The organism is Cryobacterium sp. SO2, assembly GCF_026151165.2.
Lineage (GTDB): Bacteria > Actinomycetota > Actinomycetes > Actinomycetales > Microbacteriaceae > Cryobacterium.
Window position 1 is genome coordinate 687763 of record NZ_CP117849.1, and the last position, 16199, is coordinate 703961.

A 16199-nucleotide genomic window follows, 5' to 3' on the forward strand; every position below is an offset into this window, starting at 1 on the left:
CGCCGGCGCCGGTCAGGGGCCGGCCAGCGGCACGCGAGTACATTTGGAGGCGACGACTTCAGGAGGCATTTGTGGCGCACGTAACCGAAGCAGAGCTGCTCCAGCACGTTCCCAACGAGCTGTACATCAACGGGGAGTGGGTGCCCGCCGCTGACGGGAACACCCTCACCGTGCACGACCCGTCCACGGGGAAGGTGATCAAGACCATCGCTGACGCCGGCGTCGCCGACGGCCTGGCCGCCCTCGATGCCGCCGTCGACGCCCAGGATGCCTGGGCCGCGACACCGCCGCGGGTGCGCGGCGAGGTGCTCCGCCGCAGCTTCGAACTGCTGCAGGAGCGCAAGCATGAGTTCGCGCTGCTGATGACGCTCGAGATGGGCAAGCCGCTGGCCGAGGCCTACGGGGAGGTCGCCTACGGCGGCGAATTCCTGCGCTGGTTCAGTGAGGAGGCCGTGCGCATCACCGGCCGGTACGGCACCAATCCAGAGGGCACCGGTCGCATGATCGTGTCGCAGCACCCGGTGGGCCCCAGTTTCCTGATCACACCGTGGAACTTCCCGCTGGCGATGGCCACCCGCAAGATCGCGCCGGCGCTCGCGGCCGGCTGCACCGTCGTGATCAAGCCCGCCGAACTCACCCCGCTCACCACCCTCTACCTGGTGAAACTGTTCGAGGAGGTCGGCCTGCCCGCCGGCGTCGTGAACGTGCTCACCACCTCCACGTCGGCGGCCGTCTCCGGGCCGATCATCGCCGACCCGCGGCTGCGGAAGCTGAGCTTCACCGGCTCCACCGGCGTCGGCCAGAAGCTCATCCAGCAGTCGGCGCAGAATGTGCTGCGCACCTCGATGGAGCTCGGCGGCAACGCCCCGTTCCTGGTGTTCGAGGACGCCGACATGGACCGCGCCGTCGAGGGCGCCCTGGCCGCGAAGTTCCGCAATGTGGGCCAGGCCTGCACCGCCGCCAACCGGTTCATCGTGCAGGCGTCGGTGGCCGACGAATTCGCCCGTCGGGTCACCGAGGCCGTCACCGAGTTCACCGTGGGCCGCGGCACCGAGACCGGCGTGAAGATCGGCCCGCTGATCAACGCGGATGCCGTGACCAAGGCCGACACCCTCGTGCAGGATGCCCTCGGCCGCGGCGCTACGCTGCTCGCCGGCGGGCACGCGCTCGACCGGGCGGGCACGTTCTACGAGCCCACCGTGATCAGCGGCGTGCAGCCGGGCAGCGCCATCCTGCGGGAGGAGATCTTCGGACCGGTGCTGTCGATCGTGCCGTTCGACGACGAGGACGACGCCGTGCGTATCGCCAACGACACCGAATACGGCCTGGTCAGCTACGTCTTCACCCAGGACCTCGCCCGCGGGCAGCGCATGATCGAGAGGCTGCAGACCGGCATGATGGGCCTGAACATGGGTGTGGTCTCCAACGCCGCAGCCCCGTTCGGCGGGGTCAAGCAGTCCGGCCTCGGCCGTGAGGGCGGTGCAGAGGGCATCCACGAGTACCTCTCCACGAAATACACCCTCACTCCCGACCCCTTCGCCGACCACGACTAGCGCCACCCCTCCGCGAGCCGTGAGTTGAGCCCCGAAAACACGCGAGTTTCGGGGTCATACTCACGGCTCGCGTGCTTTGACGGGATCGTTAAGCTCAAGGGTGCCCGTTTTTGAGATATGCGATTTAGCCGACCCCCGGCTGGCCGACTACAACCAGGCGACGGATGTGGCGCTCAAGAAGGCGCGTGACACCGAGCACGGCCTGTACATCGCCGAGTCCGCGCTGGTGCTCGAGCGGGCGCTGCGCGCCGGGCACCGACCCCGCTCGGTGCTCACCCTGGCGAACACCCTCGACGAGGCCCGCGCACTCGTCGGCGACGACGTGCCGATCTTCGTGGGCCAGGGCGAGCTGCTCACCGAGCTCACCGGGTACGTGCTGCACCGAGGCCTGATCGCCGCGATGCACCGGCCCGCGCTGCCGGAACCGGCTGCGCTGCTGGCGGACGCCCGGCGCATCCTGATCCTGGAGAACGTCACCGATCCCACCAACGTCGGCGCCATCTTCCGCTCGGCCGGCGCGATCGGGGCCGACGCGATCCTGGTCACCCCGCGTTGCTCCGACCCGTTCTACCGCCGCGCCATCCGGGTGTCGATGGGCACCGTGCTGCAGGTGCCGTGGACCAGGGTGGGCGACTGGGCGAGCACCCGGCAGCTGCTCAGCGAGCACGGCTTCCACGTCGCCGCGCTCGCGCTCACCCCGGATGCGGTGAGCCTGCGCGATTTCCGCGGCGACCAGCACGCCCGGCTGGCGCTGCTGCTCGGCGCCGAGGGCGAGGGGCTCACGGATGAGGCGCTCGCCGCGTCGGACTCCGTGGTGCAGATCCCCATGAAGCACGGCATCGACTCCCTTAATGTCGCCGCGGCCAGCGCCGTCGCCATGTGGGCACTTTCCGGCTGACTGAGGTCGAACTCTGAGCCTCGCGTCATCTGTTGTTTACACAGGGGCCCTCTCTGGAATGTGTTGGAAACAAAGTCTGGCTGAAGGTGTAACACAGCCCTGTCAAGGTGTGTTCTACCCGACGCGAGCCGCTGCGTCCGTGCAGAGAGGTTTTTCAAATGGATCAAGGCAATACCGCTTTCTTGCTTCTGTCCGCAGCGTTCGTGCTGCTCATGACCCCAGGCCTGGCCTTCTTCTACGGTGGACTGGTCAAGGCCAAGAGCGTCATCAGCATGATGATGATGAGCTTCGGCGCTCTCGGCCTGATCGGCGTGCTCTGGGTCATCTACGGCTACGCAATCGCGTTCCCCGGATCCGAAGGCACCGTCGCTCCGTGGGCCATCGACTGGTCCAACATCGGCCTGAACGCCGCCCTGGTCACCCCGGAGGGCGCCGCTTACCCGCCGCTCGCTTTCGTCGCGTTCCAGGCCACGTTCGCCATCATCACGGTCGCACTCATCTCCGGCGCCATCGCCGACCGCGCCAAGTTCGGCTCCTGGATGATCTTCTCCGCCATCTGGGCCACCGTCGTCTACTTCCCGGTCGCTAGCTGGGTGTTCAACTTCGGCCTCGCCGAGGACGGCAGCTTCGCTTACGGCGGCTGGATCACCCACGGCCTGCAGGACGTCTTCGGCCTCGGCGCGATCGACTTCGCCGGTGGTACCGCTGTGCACATCAACGCCGGTGCCGCTGCCCTGGCCCTCGCCCTGGTGCTCGGCAAGCGTGTCGGCTTCCAGAAGGGCGTCAGTGTTCCCCACAACCCGCCGTTCGTTCTCCTCGGCGCCGGTCTCCTGTGGTTCGGCTGGTTCGGCTTCAACGCCGGCTCCGAGCTGGCCGCGGACGGCATCGCCGCCCTCGCCTTCGTGAACACCATCGCGGCACCCGCCGCCGCCCTGCTCGCCTGGCTCGTCGTTGAGAAGATCCGCGACGGCAAGCCCACCTCGGTCGGTGCCGCATCCGGTGCCGTCGCAGGCCTCGTCGCCATCACCCCCGCCTGTGGTTCGCTGCAGCCGATCTGGGCGATCCTGCTCGGCCTGCTCGCCGGTGCGATCTGCGCCATCGCGGTCGACCTCAAGTTCAAGCTGGGCTTCGACGACTCGCTCGACGTCGTGGGCATCCACCTCGTCGGCGGCCTGCTCGGAACCCTGTACCTGGGCTTCTTCGCCAACGGCACCGGCCTCTTCCTGGGCGGCGACGGCACCCAGCTGCTCGTTCAGGCGATCGCAGCGTTCTCCGTGCTGATCTACTCCTTCGTCCTCGCGTTCATCATCGCGTTCGCCATCGAGAAGACCATCGGCTTCCGCGTGAAGAACGAAGACGAGATCGCCGGCATCGACTCTGTCGTGCACGGTGAAGAGGGCTACGTCCTCGTTGACGCCAAGGCCTGAGTAACCTCAAGTCCCGAGTAATCCCGAGATGTGCTGGATGGTTGAAATGCGAACCATCCAGCACATCTTTGTGTCGGCCGACGCCGGCCCAGCCCGGCCCGGCCAAGCCAGGCAATGAGCAGCACCGCAGGAGCGGATGACGGCGTCGATCCCCAGAGGATCCCACCCCGCGCCATCCGATTCTCCGAACTTCCCCGCCAGCCGCTCGACCAGGGCAGAGGCAGCGCCCGCGAGATCGCGGCTGACCTCGGCTACGACCTGACGCTGCGCTGGCAGCTCCGGGTCGTGGAGATCAAGGACTCCACCGGCCAGCTGGTCGGCCCCGCCGGCACCCACCACTTCGTGGTCGGGCTCTCCGGCCCGCAGGTCGCGGTGCGCAACGCGGAGTCGAGTCGGGTGCTCCGCCGCGACCATGTCATGCCGGTGCCCTCCTCCACGGTGTACTTCGAGCGGCCCAAGCTGCGTCCTCCCGGGGCGAGTTCCCTCATCGTGCTCACCTTTCCCGGCGCCGGTGAACCGCCCGGTTTCGTCATCAGCATGGCCGACCCGGATGCCGACCTCGGCGCGGGCGCGCAACTCCTGGTGGCCCTGCGCGGCACCGCGCACGTGGACGGAGCCGAGGTCGGCCAGGGGTCGGCGCTGCAGCTGGATCCGGCGCAGAGTTACCGTCCGCTCGCCTCCTCCGCACAGCTGCTCACCGTGCACAGGCCCGGATCCCTCGAGGAGTCCTAGGCTGGGGGCATGAGCACTGATGCTGTCATCGTCGACGTTGTCCGCACACCATCCGGCCGCGGCAAGCCCGGCGGCGCGCTCTCGGGGGTGCACCCGGCCGACCTGCTCGCCGGGGTGCTGAAGGACCTGGTCAACCGCAACAACCTCGACCCGGCCCTCGTCGATGACGTGATCGGCGGATGCCTCACCCAGGTGGGCGAGCAGAGCACCAACATCACCCGCACCGCGCTGCTCAGTGCGGGGTTCCCCGAATCGGTGCCCGGCACCACCATCGACCGGCAGTGCGGCTCGAGCCAGCAGGCGGCCACATTCGCCGCGCAGGGTGTGCTCGCCGGCAGCTACGACATCGTGATCGCCTGCGGGGTCGAGTCGATGAGCCGCATCCCGTTGGGCTCGGCCGGGGGACCGGTGCCGGCCGGCGGCTCCGACGCCGCCGCACGCTCCGAGGGCTGGGGCTCGCCCACCGCCTGGTCGGCCATCGCCAGCCAAGACCCGCACGGCCGGCTCATGCACGCCCGCTACCCGCAGGGCCTGGTGGGCCAGGGCGTCTCGGCCGAACTGATCAGCGCCAAGTGGGGCCTCACCCGCACCGAGCTCGACGAATACGCCGCCCGGTCGCACCGGCTCGCGGCGGCGGCGGCCGACCGCGGCGACTTCGACGCGGCCCTGCTGCCGGTGGCCCTGCCGGACGGCCGGCTGGTGACGGCCGACGAGACCATCCGGCGTCGCAGCACCGTGGACACCCTCGCCGACCTGCCGCTGGCCTTCCGCACCGACGAGCTCGCCGCCCGGTTTCCCGAGGTGGACTGGCAGATCACCGCCGGCAACTCCTCACCGCTCACCGACGGCGCCTCCGCCGCCCTGATCATGAGCGCCGACCGCGCCGCCGCGCTCGGCCTCACGCCCCGCGCCCGGTTCCACAGTTTCGCGGTCACCGGCAGCGACCCGCTGCTGATGCTCACCGGCGTGATCCCCGCCACCCGGCGCATCCTGGCCCGCTCGGGGCTGGGCATCGACGACCTCGATGCCTACGAGGTGAATGAGGCGTTCGCCTGCGTGCCGCTGGTGTGGCAGTCCGAACTGCACGCCGACCCCGCGCGGCTCAACGCCAGCGGCGGCGCGATCGCCCTCGGCCACGCCCTCGGGTCCTCCGGCACCCGGCTGCTCGGCACCCTGCTCAGCACCCTCGAGGCCGGCGGCGGCCGCTATGGCCTGCAGACCATGTGCGAGGGCGGCGGCATGGCCAACGCCACCATCATCGAACGGCTCTAGGCATGCGCGTCGACGGATGCTCCGCCCTCGTCACCGGCGCGGCCTCCGGGCTCGGCCTGGCCACCGCGCGGGCCCTGCACGCGGCCGGCGCGCACGTTGTGCTGTTCGACCTGCCTGGCTCGGCCGGGGCGGAGCGCGCCGAGGAGCTGACCGAGTTTGCCAGGTCAACGGTCGATTCCGCGAGTGTCGGCGGCACACCCGGTGCGGCGGTCGCGGCTGTATTCCGTTCCGGGGATGTAACCGTGGAGGCCGAGGTGCAGGCCGCGGTGGATGCCGCCGGTGCCCTGGGTCCGCTCCGGATCGTGGTGAACTGCGCCGGTATCGCCCCTGCCGCCCGCACGGTGGGCCGGCACGGCCCGCAACCCCTGGCCGACTTCGAGCGCGTACTGCGGGTGAACCTCCTCGGCACCTTCAACGTGGTGCGTCTGGCCGCCGCGGCCATGCAGGCCACCGACCCGATCGGCGGCACCCCTGAGCGCGGCGTGATCGTGAACACGGCATCGGTGGCGGCCTTCGACGGGCAGACCGGCCAGGCCGCGTATGCCGCCTCGAAGGGTGGCGTCGCGGCGATGACCCTGCCGCTGGCGCGGGAGTTTGCCCGCTCGCTGATCCGCGTCGTCACCATCGCACCCGGCCTGTTCGACACTCCGCTGCTGCAGGGGCTGCCCGCCGAGGCCCGCGCCTCCCTCGGCGCCCAGGTGCCGCATCCGGCCCGGCTCGGCGACCCGGCCGAGTACGCCGCCCTGGTGCGCCACATCGTGGAGAACCCCATGCTCAACGGCGAGACCATCCGCCTCGACGGGGCCATCCGAATGGCCCCGCAGTAGCAGCTCCGTGCTCGCGGCAGGTGTTAATCCCGGGGGCACGTGTTCATACGCGGGCCCCGAGCACCCAACGCGTGCCGCGAGCACCAACACCTGCCGCCACATCCGCACCGAACGGCAGCGACGGGGCCACTACACTCATCAGAAAAACCCCCACAGGGAAGGTGCCAGCGTTGACATCATTCGACTCCGAGCTGCGCCGGGTCGTGCAGCCGCGCGCCCGGGTCATCATCGACAACGACTTTTCCGGCGACCCAGACGGCCTCGTGCAGCTTGCGCACCACGTGCTGTCGCCGTCTGTCGAGATCCGCGCGATCATCGGCTCGCACCTCAAGCCGGGCGACCCGTTCGACCCCTCGGAGCACACCGCCGACAACGCCGCCGCGGCCGCCGCCACGGTGCTCGAGCTGCTCGGCCGCGCCGGCGCGATTCCGGTGCTGGCCGGCTCCAATCTGCCCATGACCGACCCGCTGTCGCCGCTCCGCTCGGCGGCAACGGATGCGATCATCGCCGAAGCCATGCGCACCGACACCGACCTGCCGCTGTTCGTGGCCTGCGGGGCCGGCCTCACCGAGATCGCCAGCGCCTACCTGCTCGAACCCCGGATCGCGACCCGGCTCACCCTGGTCTGGATCGGCGGTCCCGAACACGACGGCCTCGCCGTGCCGCCGCCCGGGTCGCACGGCCCGGAGTACAACCTGGCCATCGACATCCCGGCCGCCCGGGTGATCTTCGACTCGTTCATGCCGATCTGGCAGGTGCCGCGCGACGCGTACCGGCAGACGCTGTTCTCCTGGGCCGAACTGCTCACGGATGTGCGCCCGCACGGCGCCATCGGCGCTCACCTCTACGACGCCCTCGCGCAGGTCGCCGTCATGGCCGGCAGCCACGGCCTGCACATCGGCGAGACGTACATCCTCGGCGACAGCCCGCTCGTGCTGCTGACCGCGCTGCAGTCGTCGTTCGAGGCCGATCCTTCCTCGAGCGAATACGTCACCCGCACGGTGCCACGCATCCGCGCCGACGGGTCGTACGACATCATCCCGCGGCAGGGTCCCCGACCGATGCGGGTCTACACCCGGCTCGACCTGCGGCTGCTCTTCGCCGACTTCACCGCCAAACTCGCCGCCCACGCCGTGGCCGGCTGAGCGCCCGGCCACCTCGGGCTTCCAGCCCGCGCGACGCGCGACGCGGGCAGCGCGCCGTTCCGCGGGTGGCGCGCCACCCGCGAAACGGCGTATCACCCGCGCACCGGCATCCGGCGGCGCGGCGCGGCGAGGCGCGGCGCGGCCGCGCGGGGCTAGAGCTCGACCGCGAGCAGGGGGTGCAGGTAGTTGCGCATCTCCTGGGCCATGTCCAGGGAGTCGGGGGTGAGCAGCCACTGCACCTGCAGGCCGTCGCTCATGGCGATCATGCCGCGCGCCGCGCTGGTGGGATCGATGCCGATGGCCAGCTGTCCGGCAGCCTGCATCGCCTCGAACGCCTCGGTGAGAAATGAGAGCACCCACGCGTACCTGCGCACGAAATAGTCGTGGGCCGGATGCTCCGGTGAGGTCGCCTCGGCCGAGAGCACACAGTGCAGTTCCACCAGGCCGGGTTTCTCGCGGGCGTTGTAGTCGATCAGGCGCACGAAGCCGCGGATGGTCTCGATGTCGGCCTGGCCCGCGGTGTCGACGTACTCGGTGGCCCGGTCGTCGCGGAGCTCCAATACCCCGGCCAGCAGCTCATTCTTGTTGGAGAAGTGGTGCAGCAGTCCGGCCTGGCTCATACCGACGACCTCGGCGATCTCGCGAATGGAGCCGCTGCGGAAGCCGTTCGTGGCGAAGACATCCATGCCGGCCTCGAGGATCTCCCGGCGTCGTGCCGCCGTCTTGGCGTAGGCGCCGCGCGGCTTTCGGATCGTGGCGGTAGGGATCATGGGCCGACTCTATCGCGGTCGGTAACAATTTGGCGAAAACCTACCAAGTATTCGCTTTTCGTGTTAGCTTCGGTTTTCGAGGCGGCCCAACGAAGGATCGCACGTACCGAAAGGGAACACCGATGTTCCGATGGAAAAGCGTAACAGCGGCAGTCGCCGTTGCGGCCCTGGCTCTCACGGGTTGCTCCGCGAGTGACACGTCATCCAGCGACTCAGCGTCCAGCACTCTCACCCTGGGCCTGATCGTGCCCGCCACGACTTTCGAAGCCGCGAACATGAACTTCGCCAACGAGTCGCCCTACGGCCAGGCCGTCTACGACACCCTGCTCAAGGAAGACCCCTCCGGCGAGCTGCTCCCGAGCCTGGCTACCGAGTGGTCGTACAACGACACCAACACCGTGCTCACCCTCACCCTGCGCGACGACGTGAAGTTCACCGACGGCACCGCCTTCAACGCGGATGCTGCGGCACAGAACCTCACCCGCTTCCGCGACGGCACCTCGCCGAACAAGTCCTTCCTCGCCTCGCTCGGCAGCGCCACCGCGATCGACGACACCCACGTTGAGCTCACGCTCACCCAGCCGGACCCCGCGCTGCTGCACTACCTGACCCAGAACGCCGGCATGCAGGGCAGCCCCGCCGCGTTCGGCGCCGCTGACGCCAAGACCAACCCGGTCGGCTCCGGCCCGTACATCCTCGACACCAAGAAGACCGTCGTGGGCACCTCGTACGAGTTCACCGCGAACCCCGACTACTGGGACAAGGACAGCGTGCACTACGACAACCTGTCGCTGAAGGTCTTCGCCGACACCACGTCGATGCTGAACGCCGTCAAGGGCGGCCAGGTCAACGGAGCCAAGCTCGGTGACAACACCAACAACGCCGAGGTGGAAGCCGCCGGGTACACCCTCAACCCGTTCGAGCTCGACTGGACCGGCCTGATCCTCTTCGACCGCGCCGGCACCCTGAACCCCGCCCTCGCCGACGTCAAGGTTCGCCAGGCCCTCAACTACGCCATCGACGGCCCCGCCATGCTCAAGGCAGTCGGCGAAGGACTCGGCACCCCCACCACGCAGATCTTCCCCGAGTCCTCCGCGGCCTACGACAAGAAGCTCGACGACCGCTACGCCTACGACCCCGACGAGGCCAAGAAGCTGCTCGCCGAGGCCGGCTACGCCGATGGCCTCACCCTGGACATGCCCAGCACCTCGCTCGGCAACCCGGCGGTCTTCACTCTCATCGAGCAGCAGCTGAAGGATGTCGGCATCACGGTGAACTACACCGACACCGGCACCAACTTCATCGCCGACATCCTCGCCCCCAAGTACGGGGCCACCTGGATGCAGCTGCAGCAGGACAACGACTGGGCGCTGATTAACTTCGAGCTCACCCCGAACGCCTCGTTCAACCCGACGCACTACCAGGACCCGACCGTCGACGCCCTCGTCGCCACAATCGGCACCACCACCGGTGACGAAGCCGACGCCGCGCTCAAGGAGCTCAACGCCTACGTCGTCGAGCAGGCCTGGTTCGCCCCGTGGTACCGCGTGCAGTCCAACTACGCGACGGATGCCAAGACCCAGGTGGAAACCCAGGTCGGCAACGCCTACCCCTACCTCTGGAACTTCACCCCCGCCTCCTAGGTAGCTCTCCGGCCGGGCCGCGCCACGCGCGCGGCCCGGCCCCTCCCCGGCCCATCCCCACGGGCCGGTTCCCTCTCACACGGGTCGCACAACAGTCAGGAACAATGGTGTTCAGATTCATACTCCGGCGGCTGCTCTCGGGCGTCGTCCTCCTCTTCCTCATCTCCACGATCGCGTTCTCCCTCCTCTACGTCGGCGGCGGTGACATCGCCCGCCGCATCCTGGGCCAGATGGCCACCCCGGAGACCGTCGCCCAGAAGAGCGAGGAGCTCGGCCTCAACCGTCCGCTCTATGAGCAGTACGTCGACTGGCTCTCCGGCGCTGTGCGCGGCGACCTCGGCTCGTCCTGGTTCACCGGGCAGCTCGTCACCGAGGGCATCACCTCCCGCCTGGCCGTCACCCTCTCCCTGGTCATCGGCGCGATCATCCTCATCGCCATCGTGGCCGTGATCCTCGGCGTCTGGGCCGCCATCCGCGGCGGCTGGGCCGACAAGTTCGTGCAGGCCATCTCCATCCTCGGCTTCGCCATCCCCGGCTTCCTCATCGCCCTGGGCCTGGTCACCCTCTTCGCGCTCAACCTCAAGTTGTTCAAACCCACCGGCTACACGGCGTTCACCGATTCGCCCAGCGGATGGGCCGCCAGCGTCACCCTGCCCATCATCGCGTTGGCCATCGGCGGCATCGCCGGTGTGGCCCAGCAGGTGCGCGGCTCGGTCGTCGATGCGCTCCGCCAGGACTACGTGCGCACCCTCCGTTCGCGCGGCCTCTCCTTCAACCGGGTGGTCTTCAAGCACGTGCTGCGCAACGCCGGCGGTCCCGCCCTGGCCGTGCTGGCCGTGCAGTTCGTCGGCCTCCTCGGCGGCGCCGTGATCGTGGAACAGATCTTCGCGATCCCGGGCCTCGGCCAGGTGTCCGTGCAGGCCACCACCCAGGGTGACATCCCCATGGTGATGGGCCTGGTGGTGGCCACCGCCGCCATCGTCGTCATCGTCAACCTGCTCATCGACCTGCTCCAGGGCTGGCTGAACCCGAAGGTGCGCCTCTCATGATCGACCTCACTCCCACCGTGATGGCCCCGGCGCTGCCCCGTGCCGCCCGCCGTTCGCTGTTCAACCGCCTGCTGCGCAACCCCGTCGGCCTCGGCACGATGCTGTTCCTGGCCCTGCTCGTGCTCAGCGCGATCTTCGCCCCACTGCTCGCGCCGCACGACCCCAACTCCTCGTCCATCCAGGACGTGCTCGGCGGGCCCGCCGACGGGCATCCGCTCGGCTTCGACAGTTCGGGCCGCGACGTGTTCTCCCGGCTCATCTTCGCCGGCCGGTTCAGCCTCGCCGGCGCCGCCCTGGCCCTGGTGATCGCCCTGGTCATCGGCGTGATCGGCGGTCTCATCGCCGGCTACTACGGCAAGTGGTTCGACTCGGTGTCGTCCTGGCTCACCGGCCTGCTGATGGCGCTGCCCGGCATCGTCGTGCTGCTGGCCGCCCGCTCGGTGCTCGGCCCGTCGATGTGGCTGTCGATGATGATCTTCGGCGTGCTGCTCTCGCCGGCCTTCTTCCGGCTCGTCTACGCGTCCGTCACCGCGGTGCGCAACGAACTGTACGTGGATGCCGCCCGGGTCGCCGGCCTCAGCGACACCCGCATCATCGGCAAGCACATCCTCACCGTGGTGCGCGCTCCCGTCATCATCCAGTCCGCCATGGTGCTCGGCATCGCTATCGCCATCCAGGCCGGGCTCGACTTCCTCGGCCTCGGCGACCAGTCGATCCCCACCTGGGGCACCATGCTTAACGACGGGTTCCGGCAGATCTACAAAGAGCCGATGCTGATCCTCTGGCCCAGCGTGGTGATCGCCCTCACCTGTGTGGCTCTCACTCTGCTGGCCAACACCATGCGCGACGAACTCGAGCGCAGCGGCAAGGCCAAGCGCCGCCGCCGCCCGCCGCTGCGCCCGGTCGACGTGAACAAGACCGCCGCCGTCTTCCACGCCGACGACCTCTCCTCCTCCGGCCGCACCGGCGAGGTGCTGCTGGATGTGCGCGACCTCGCGATCGGCTACGACCAGGCCGACGGCACCGTGAAGACCGTCGTGCACGACGTGTCGCTCATCGTGCGCCGCGGCGAGGTGCACGGCCTGATCGGCGAATCCGGGTCGGGCAAGACCCAGACCGCCTGGTCGATCCTGCGCCTGCTGCCCGACGGCGGCCGGGTCACCGGCGGCGCGATCTTCTTCGAGGGCAAGGACCTCGCCCTCGCCTCTGAGAAGGAGATGACGAAGATCCGCGGCAAGAAGATCGCCTACATCCCGCAGGAACCGATGTCGAACCTCGACTCCGCGTTCACGATCGGCAGCCAGCTGGTCGAGCCGATGCGGGTGTGCCTGGGCCTGTCGAAGAAGGCCGCAACCAAGCGGGCGCTCGAACTGCTCGCCCGGGTCGGCATCCCCAACCCGGAGCGCACCTTCGCCGCCTACCCGCACGAGGTGTCCGGCGGCATGGCCCAGCGGGTGCTCATCGCCGGCGCCGTCTCCTGCGACCCCGACCTGCTCATCGCCGACGAGCCCACCACCGCCCTGGACGTGACCGTGCAGGCCGAGGTGCTCGACCTGCTGCGCGAGCTGCAGAGCGAACTCAACATGGGCGTCGTGCTCGTCACGCACAACTTCGGCGTCGTCGCCGACCTGTGCGACCGGGTCTCGGTGATGCGCGACGGCCGGGTGATCGAAACCGGACCGGTGCGGGCCATCTTCAACGAGGCGAAGCATCCGTACACCCAGTCGCTGCTCGCGGCGATCCTCGAAGACGGCGAAGCGCGCGGCGACCTCGCCGAGGGCAACTCCGCCACGGCCGCCGCCGTCGCCCTGACGACCCCCAGCATTTCCGACACCATAGGAGCGCAGTCATGACCGAGCTTCTCCTCGACGTGAAGAACGTTGTCGTCGAATACCCGATCAAGGGGTTCCGCAAGGAGCCGTTCCAGGCTCTCAAGGGTGTCTCGCTCGACATCCGCCCGGGTGAAACCGTGGGCCTGGTCGGCGAGTCCGGCTCGGGCAAGACCACCCTGGGCCGCGCCGTACTGGGCCTGGCCCCGGTCACCGGCGGGGAGATCCTCTACCGCGGCAAGGACATCGCCCACCTGGGCCGCCGGGAGCGCAAGGCGCTCTCCAGCGAGATCCAGGTGGTCTTCCAAGACCCGTACACCTCGCTGAACCCGAGCCTCACGATCGAGCAGATCCTGGTGGAACCGCTCACCGTGCGCAAGGTCGCCAAGAAGGACGCCTCCAAGCGGGTGCTCGACCTGCTCGACCAGGTGGGACTGCCCAGCAACGCCGCCGATCGCCTGCCCCGGGAGTTCTCCGGCGGGCAGCGGCAGCGCATCGCGATCGCCCGCGCGCTGGCGCTGGACCCGCGCCTGATCGTCTGCGACGAACCCGTTTCGGCGCTGGACCTCTCCACCCAGGCCCGTGTGCTCGACCTGTTCAAGGAGATCCAGGAGCGCACCGGCGTGGCCTACCTCTTCGTCTCGCACGACCTCGCCGTGGTGCGGCACCTCAGCCACCGGGTCGCCGTGATGTACCACGGTGAGATCGTGGAGTGGGGCGCCGGCGACCAGGTCACCAGTGACCCCGTGCACCCGTACACGCAGAAGCTGTTCCTGGCCGCGCCGGTGCCGGACCCCGACCGCCAGGAGCAGCGCCGGGCCGTGCGCCAGCGGCTGATGTTCGAGCAGCAGCAGGCCGAGCTCCAGGCCGGGGCGGCCTGATGGCCGGCTTGGGGGAGCCGCCCTTCGACGGCATCCGTTTCGGCGCCGCCTACTACCATGAGTACCAGCCCAGCCCCCGGCTGGACACCGATCTCGACCTGATGCAGGAGGCCGGCTTCACGGTCATCCGGGTGGGCGAATCGGTCTGGTCCACCTGGGAGCCCGAGCCCGGCGTCTTCGACCTGGACTGGCTGCAGCCGGTGCTCGACGGCGCCCACCGGCGGGGGATCGGGGTCATCCTCGGCACCCCCACCTACGCCATCCCGATGTGGATGAAGCGGCTGCACCCCGAGGTGGCCGGTGACTCGGCCACCGGCACGCCCAACCACTGGGGCATGCGGCAGGAGATGGACTTCACCAACCCGACGTTCCTCTTTTATGCCGAGCGCATCATCCGTGCCATCATCAACCGCTACGCGGACCACCCCGCGGTGATCGGTTTCCAGGTCGACAACGAGCCCGGCATCCGGCTGCTCTACAACGAGGGTGTGTTCCAGCGGTTCACCGACGAACTGCGGCACCTCTACGGCGACGTGGAAACCCTCAACCGGGAGTGGGGCCTGGTCTACTGGTCGCACCGGCTGTGCACCTGGGCCGACCTGTGGCGGCCGGACGGCAACTTCCAACCGCAGTACGACCTGGCCTGGCGCCGGTTCCAAGCCAAACTCGTCACCGAGTACATCGGCTGGCAGGCCGACATCGTGCGCGAGTACGCCCAGCCGCGGCACTTCGTCACCACCTGCATCTCCTACGACCAGCTCGGCGTCGAAGACGTGAACCTATCCGCCAACCTCGAGATCGCCAGCGGCAACGCCTACTACGAGGGCGAAGGGTCGCTGGCGCACCCGTCCACCGACGAGCGAAGCGCCGACTGGATCGTGAAGGGCACCTGGGCGCTCTACCACCTGGCCGACGTGATGTACTCGTCGAAGCAGGCGCCGTTCCTGGTCACCGAGACGAACGCCTCCTCGATCGGGTTCTCCCAGCTCAACTTCTCGCCCTACGACGGCCAGTGGCGCCAGGCCGCCTGGGCGCTGGTGTCGCGCGGCGCGGGCATGATCGAGTACTGGCACTGGCACACCCTGCACTTCGGCGCCGAAACCTATTGGGGCGGCGTGCTGCCGCACAGCCAGAAACCCGGCCGCGCCTACCGGGAGCTCGCCCGGATCGGTCAGGAGTTCCAGACCGCCGGCGCAATCGTGGCGCGGGCCCGGCCCGACTACGACGTGGCGGTGCTCTACGACTCCGACAGCAAGTTTGCGCTCTCCGCGCAGGCCCCGTTCTCGGCCCCTGGCCAGTACTTCGACCCGGATTCGTACCGGCGCATCATCGCGTCCTTCGTGCGTGGCGCCTTCGACGCCGGCCTGCAGACCCGGCTGGTGCGGCCGCAACAGATCTTCCCCGGCCGTGCCACGGCCGGGGTCGACCAACTCGAACGCGGCGACGCGGCCGATTTCGCCGTCGCCTACCCGGTGCTCCTGGTGCCGGCGTTCTTCACCGCCGCGGATGCCGAGCTCGACTGGCTGGCCGCCTACGCGGCCGCCGGCGGGCACCTCGTGCTCGGCCCGCGCTCGGCGTACGCCGACAGGGAGGGCCGCGCCCGGCAGGACGTGCAGCCGGCCCGGCTCAGCGACGCGGCCGGGGCCTGGTACGACGAGTTCGCCACCCTCACCCAGCCGGTGCCGGTGACGGATGCCGGCGCCGGGTTCCCGCTGCGACCCGGCTCCGCCGCCACCGCCTGGCTCGACGGGCTCACGCCCGCCGGCGCGACCGGGCTGGTCGGCTACGAGCATCCGCACTACGGCCGCTGGCCGGCGGTGACCAGCCACGCCCACGGCGACGGCACCGTCACCGTGGTGGGCACGGTGCCCAACCAAGCGCTGGCGCACTCACTGGCCGAGTGGCTGGTGCCGGCGCCGGTGGCCGGCTGGGCCGGGCTGCCCGAGAGCGTCACCGTGACCACCTCGACCGCCCCGGACGGCTCGCGGGTGTTCTACGTGCACAACTGGTCGTGGACCCCGCAAACCCTCACCGCACCCACCCAACTGAGCGACCTGCTCTCGGGCAGCGCCCACGACGACGGCTCCAGCCTGGAGCTGGGCGCCTGGGACGTGCGCGTGTTCACCGACAGCGCCGCCGAATAGTTTTTCCACACTCAGAACCGATTCCCACG

The 16199-nt window shown here is 69.3% G+C and carries 13 protein-coding genes; 12 read left to right on the forward strand and 1 reads right to left on the reverse strand.

Going from position 1 to position 16199, the window contains the following annotated elements; translation table 11 throughout:
* The first annotated feature begins 71 nt into the window (after positions 1–71).
* The 7 genes from BJQ94_RS03165 (at position 72) to BJQ94_RS03195 (ending at position 7854) form a co-directional block, all read left to right on the forward strand.
* Positions 72–1553, forward strand: coding sequence for an NAD-dependent succinate-semialdehyde dehydrogenase (locus tag BJQ94_RS03165; protein ID WP_265399411.1), 1482 nt, complete (start codon positions 72–74; stop codon positions 1551–1553).
* A gap of 100 nt (positions 1554–1653) precedes the next feature.
* On the forward strand, positions 1654–2451 hold the full coding sequence (locus BJQ94_RS03170) for an RNA methyltransferase (protein ID WP_265399410.1): 798 nt from the start codon (positions 1654–1656) through the stop codon (positions 2449–2451).
* A gap of 158 nt (positions 2452–2609) precedes the next feature.
* Complete coding sequence (locus BJQ94_RS03175; RefSeq protein ID WP_265399409.1) at positions 2610–3878, forward strand: ammonium transporter; 1269 nt, start codon at positions 2610–2612, stop codon at positions 3876–3878.
* A gap of 114 nt (positions 3879–3992) precedes the next feature.
* A complete protein-coding gene (locus BJQ94_RS03180; RefSeq protein WP_265399408.1) occupies positions 3993–4610 on the forward strand; it encodes a hypothetical protein in 618 nt (205 codons plus the stop codon).
* A gap of 9 nt (positions 4611–4619) precedes the next feature.
* The gene (locus BJQ94_RS03185; RefSeq protein WP_265399407.1) at positions 4620–5882 is read left to right on the forward strand and encodes a thiolase family protein; all 1263 of its coding nucleotides are present in this window, start codon (positions 4620–4622) and stop codon (positions 5880–5882) included.
* 2 nt (positions 5883–5884) lie between these two features.
* Positions 5885–6709 (forward strand): SDR family NAD(P)-dependent oxidoreductase, encoded by an 825-nt coding sequence (locus tag BJQ94_RS03190; RefSeq protein ID WP_265399406.1) that lies wholly within the window; start codon positions 5885–5887, stop codon positions 6707–6709.
* Between the two features lie 170 nt (positions 6710–6879).
* Complete coding sequence (locus BJQ94_RS03195; protein WP_265399405.1) at positions 6880–7854, forward strand: nucleoside hydrolase; 975 nt, start codon at positions 6880–6882, stop codon at positions 7852–7854.
* Positions 7855–8006: 152 nt separating this feature from the next.
* On the opposite strand, the gene BJQ94_RS03200 is transcribed toward BJQ94_RS03195, so the two are convergent.
* Entirely contained in the window at positions 8007–8624 is a 618-nt protein-coding gene (locus tag BJQ94_RS03200) for a TetR/AcrR family transcriptional regulator (RefSeq protein WP_265399404.1), read from the reverse strand.
* A gap of 122 nt (positions 8625–8746) precedes the next feature.
* Here BJQ94_RS03200 and BJQ94_RS03205 point away from each other — a divergent pair, with 122 nt between their 5' ends.
* The 5 genes from BJQ94_RS03205 (at position 8747) to BJQ94_RS03225 (ending at position 16170) form a co-directional block, all read left to right on the forward strand.
* A complete protein-coding gene (locus BJQ94_RS03205) occupies positions 8747–10267 on the forward strand; it encodes an ABC transporter substrate-binding protein (RefSeq protein WP_265399403.1) in 1521 nt (506 codons plus the stop codon).
* 104 nt (positions 10268–10371) lie between these two features.
* Positions 10372–11316 (forward strand): ABC transporter permease, encoded by a 945-nt coding sequence (locus BJQ94_RS03210; RefSeq protein ID WP_345893473.1) that lies wholly within the window; start codon positions 10372–10374, stop codon positions 11314–11316.
* Positions 11313–13169, forward strand: a complete 1857-nt coding sequence (locus tag BJQ94_RS03215) for a dipeptide/oligopeptide/nickel ABC transporter permease/ATP-binding protein (RefSeq protein WP_265399402.1) — start codon at positions 11313–11315, stop codon at positions 13167–13169. Before BJQ94_RS03210 ends, BJQ94_RS03215 begins: the two co-directional genes overlap by 4 nt.
* Positions 13166–14026: an ABC transporter ATP-binding protein gene (locus tag BJQ94_RS03220; protein WP_265399401.1), complete on the forward strand. Its 861-nt coding sequence runs from the start codon at positions 13166–13168 to the stop codon at positions 14024–14026. The genes BJQ94_RS03215 and BJQ94_RS03220 overlap by 4 nt, the downstream gene beginning before the upstream one ends.
* Complete coding sequence (locus BJQ94_RS03225; RefSeq protein ID WP_265399400.1) at positions 14026–16170, forward strand: beta-galactosidase; 2145 nt, start codon at positions 14026–14028, stop codon at positions 16168–16170. Before BJQ94_RS03220 ends, BJQ94_RS03225 begins: the two co-directional genes overlap by 1 nt.
* Positions 16171–16199 lie beyond the last annotated feature (29 nt).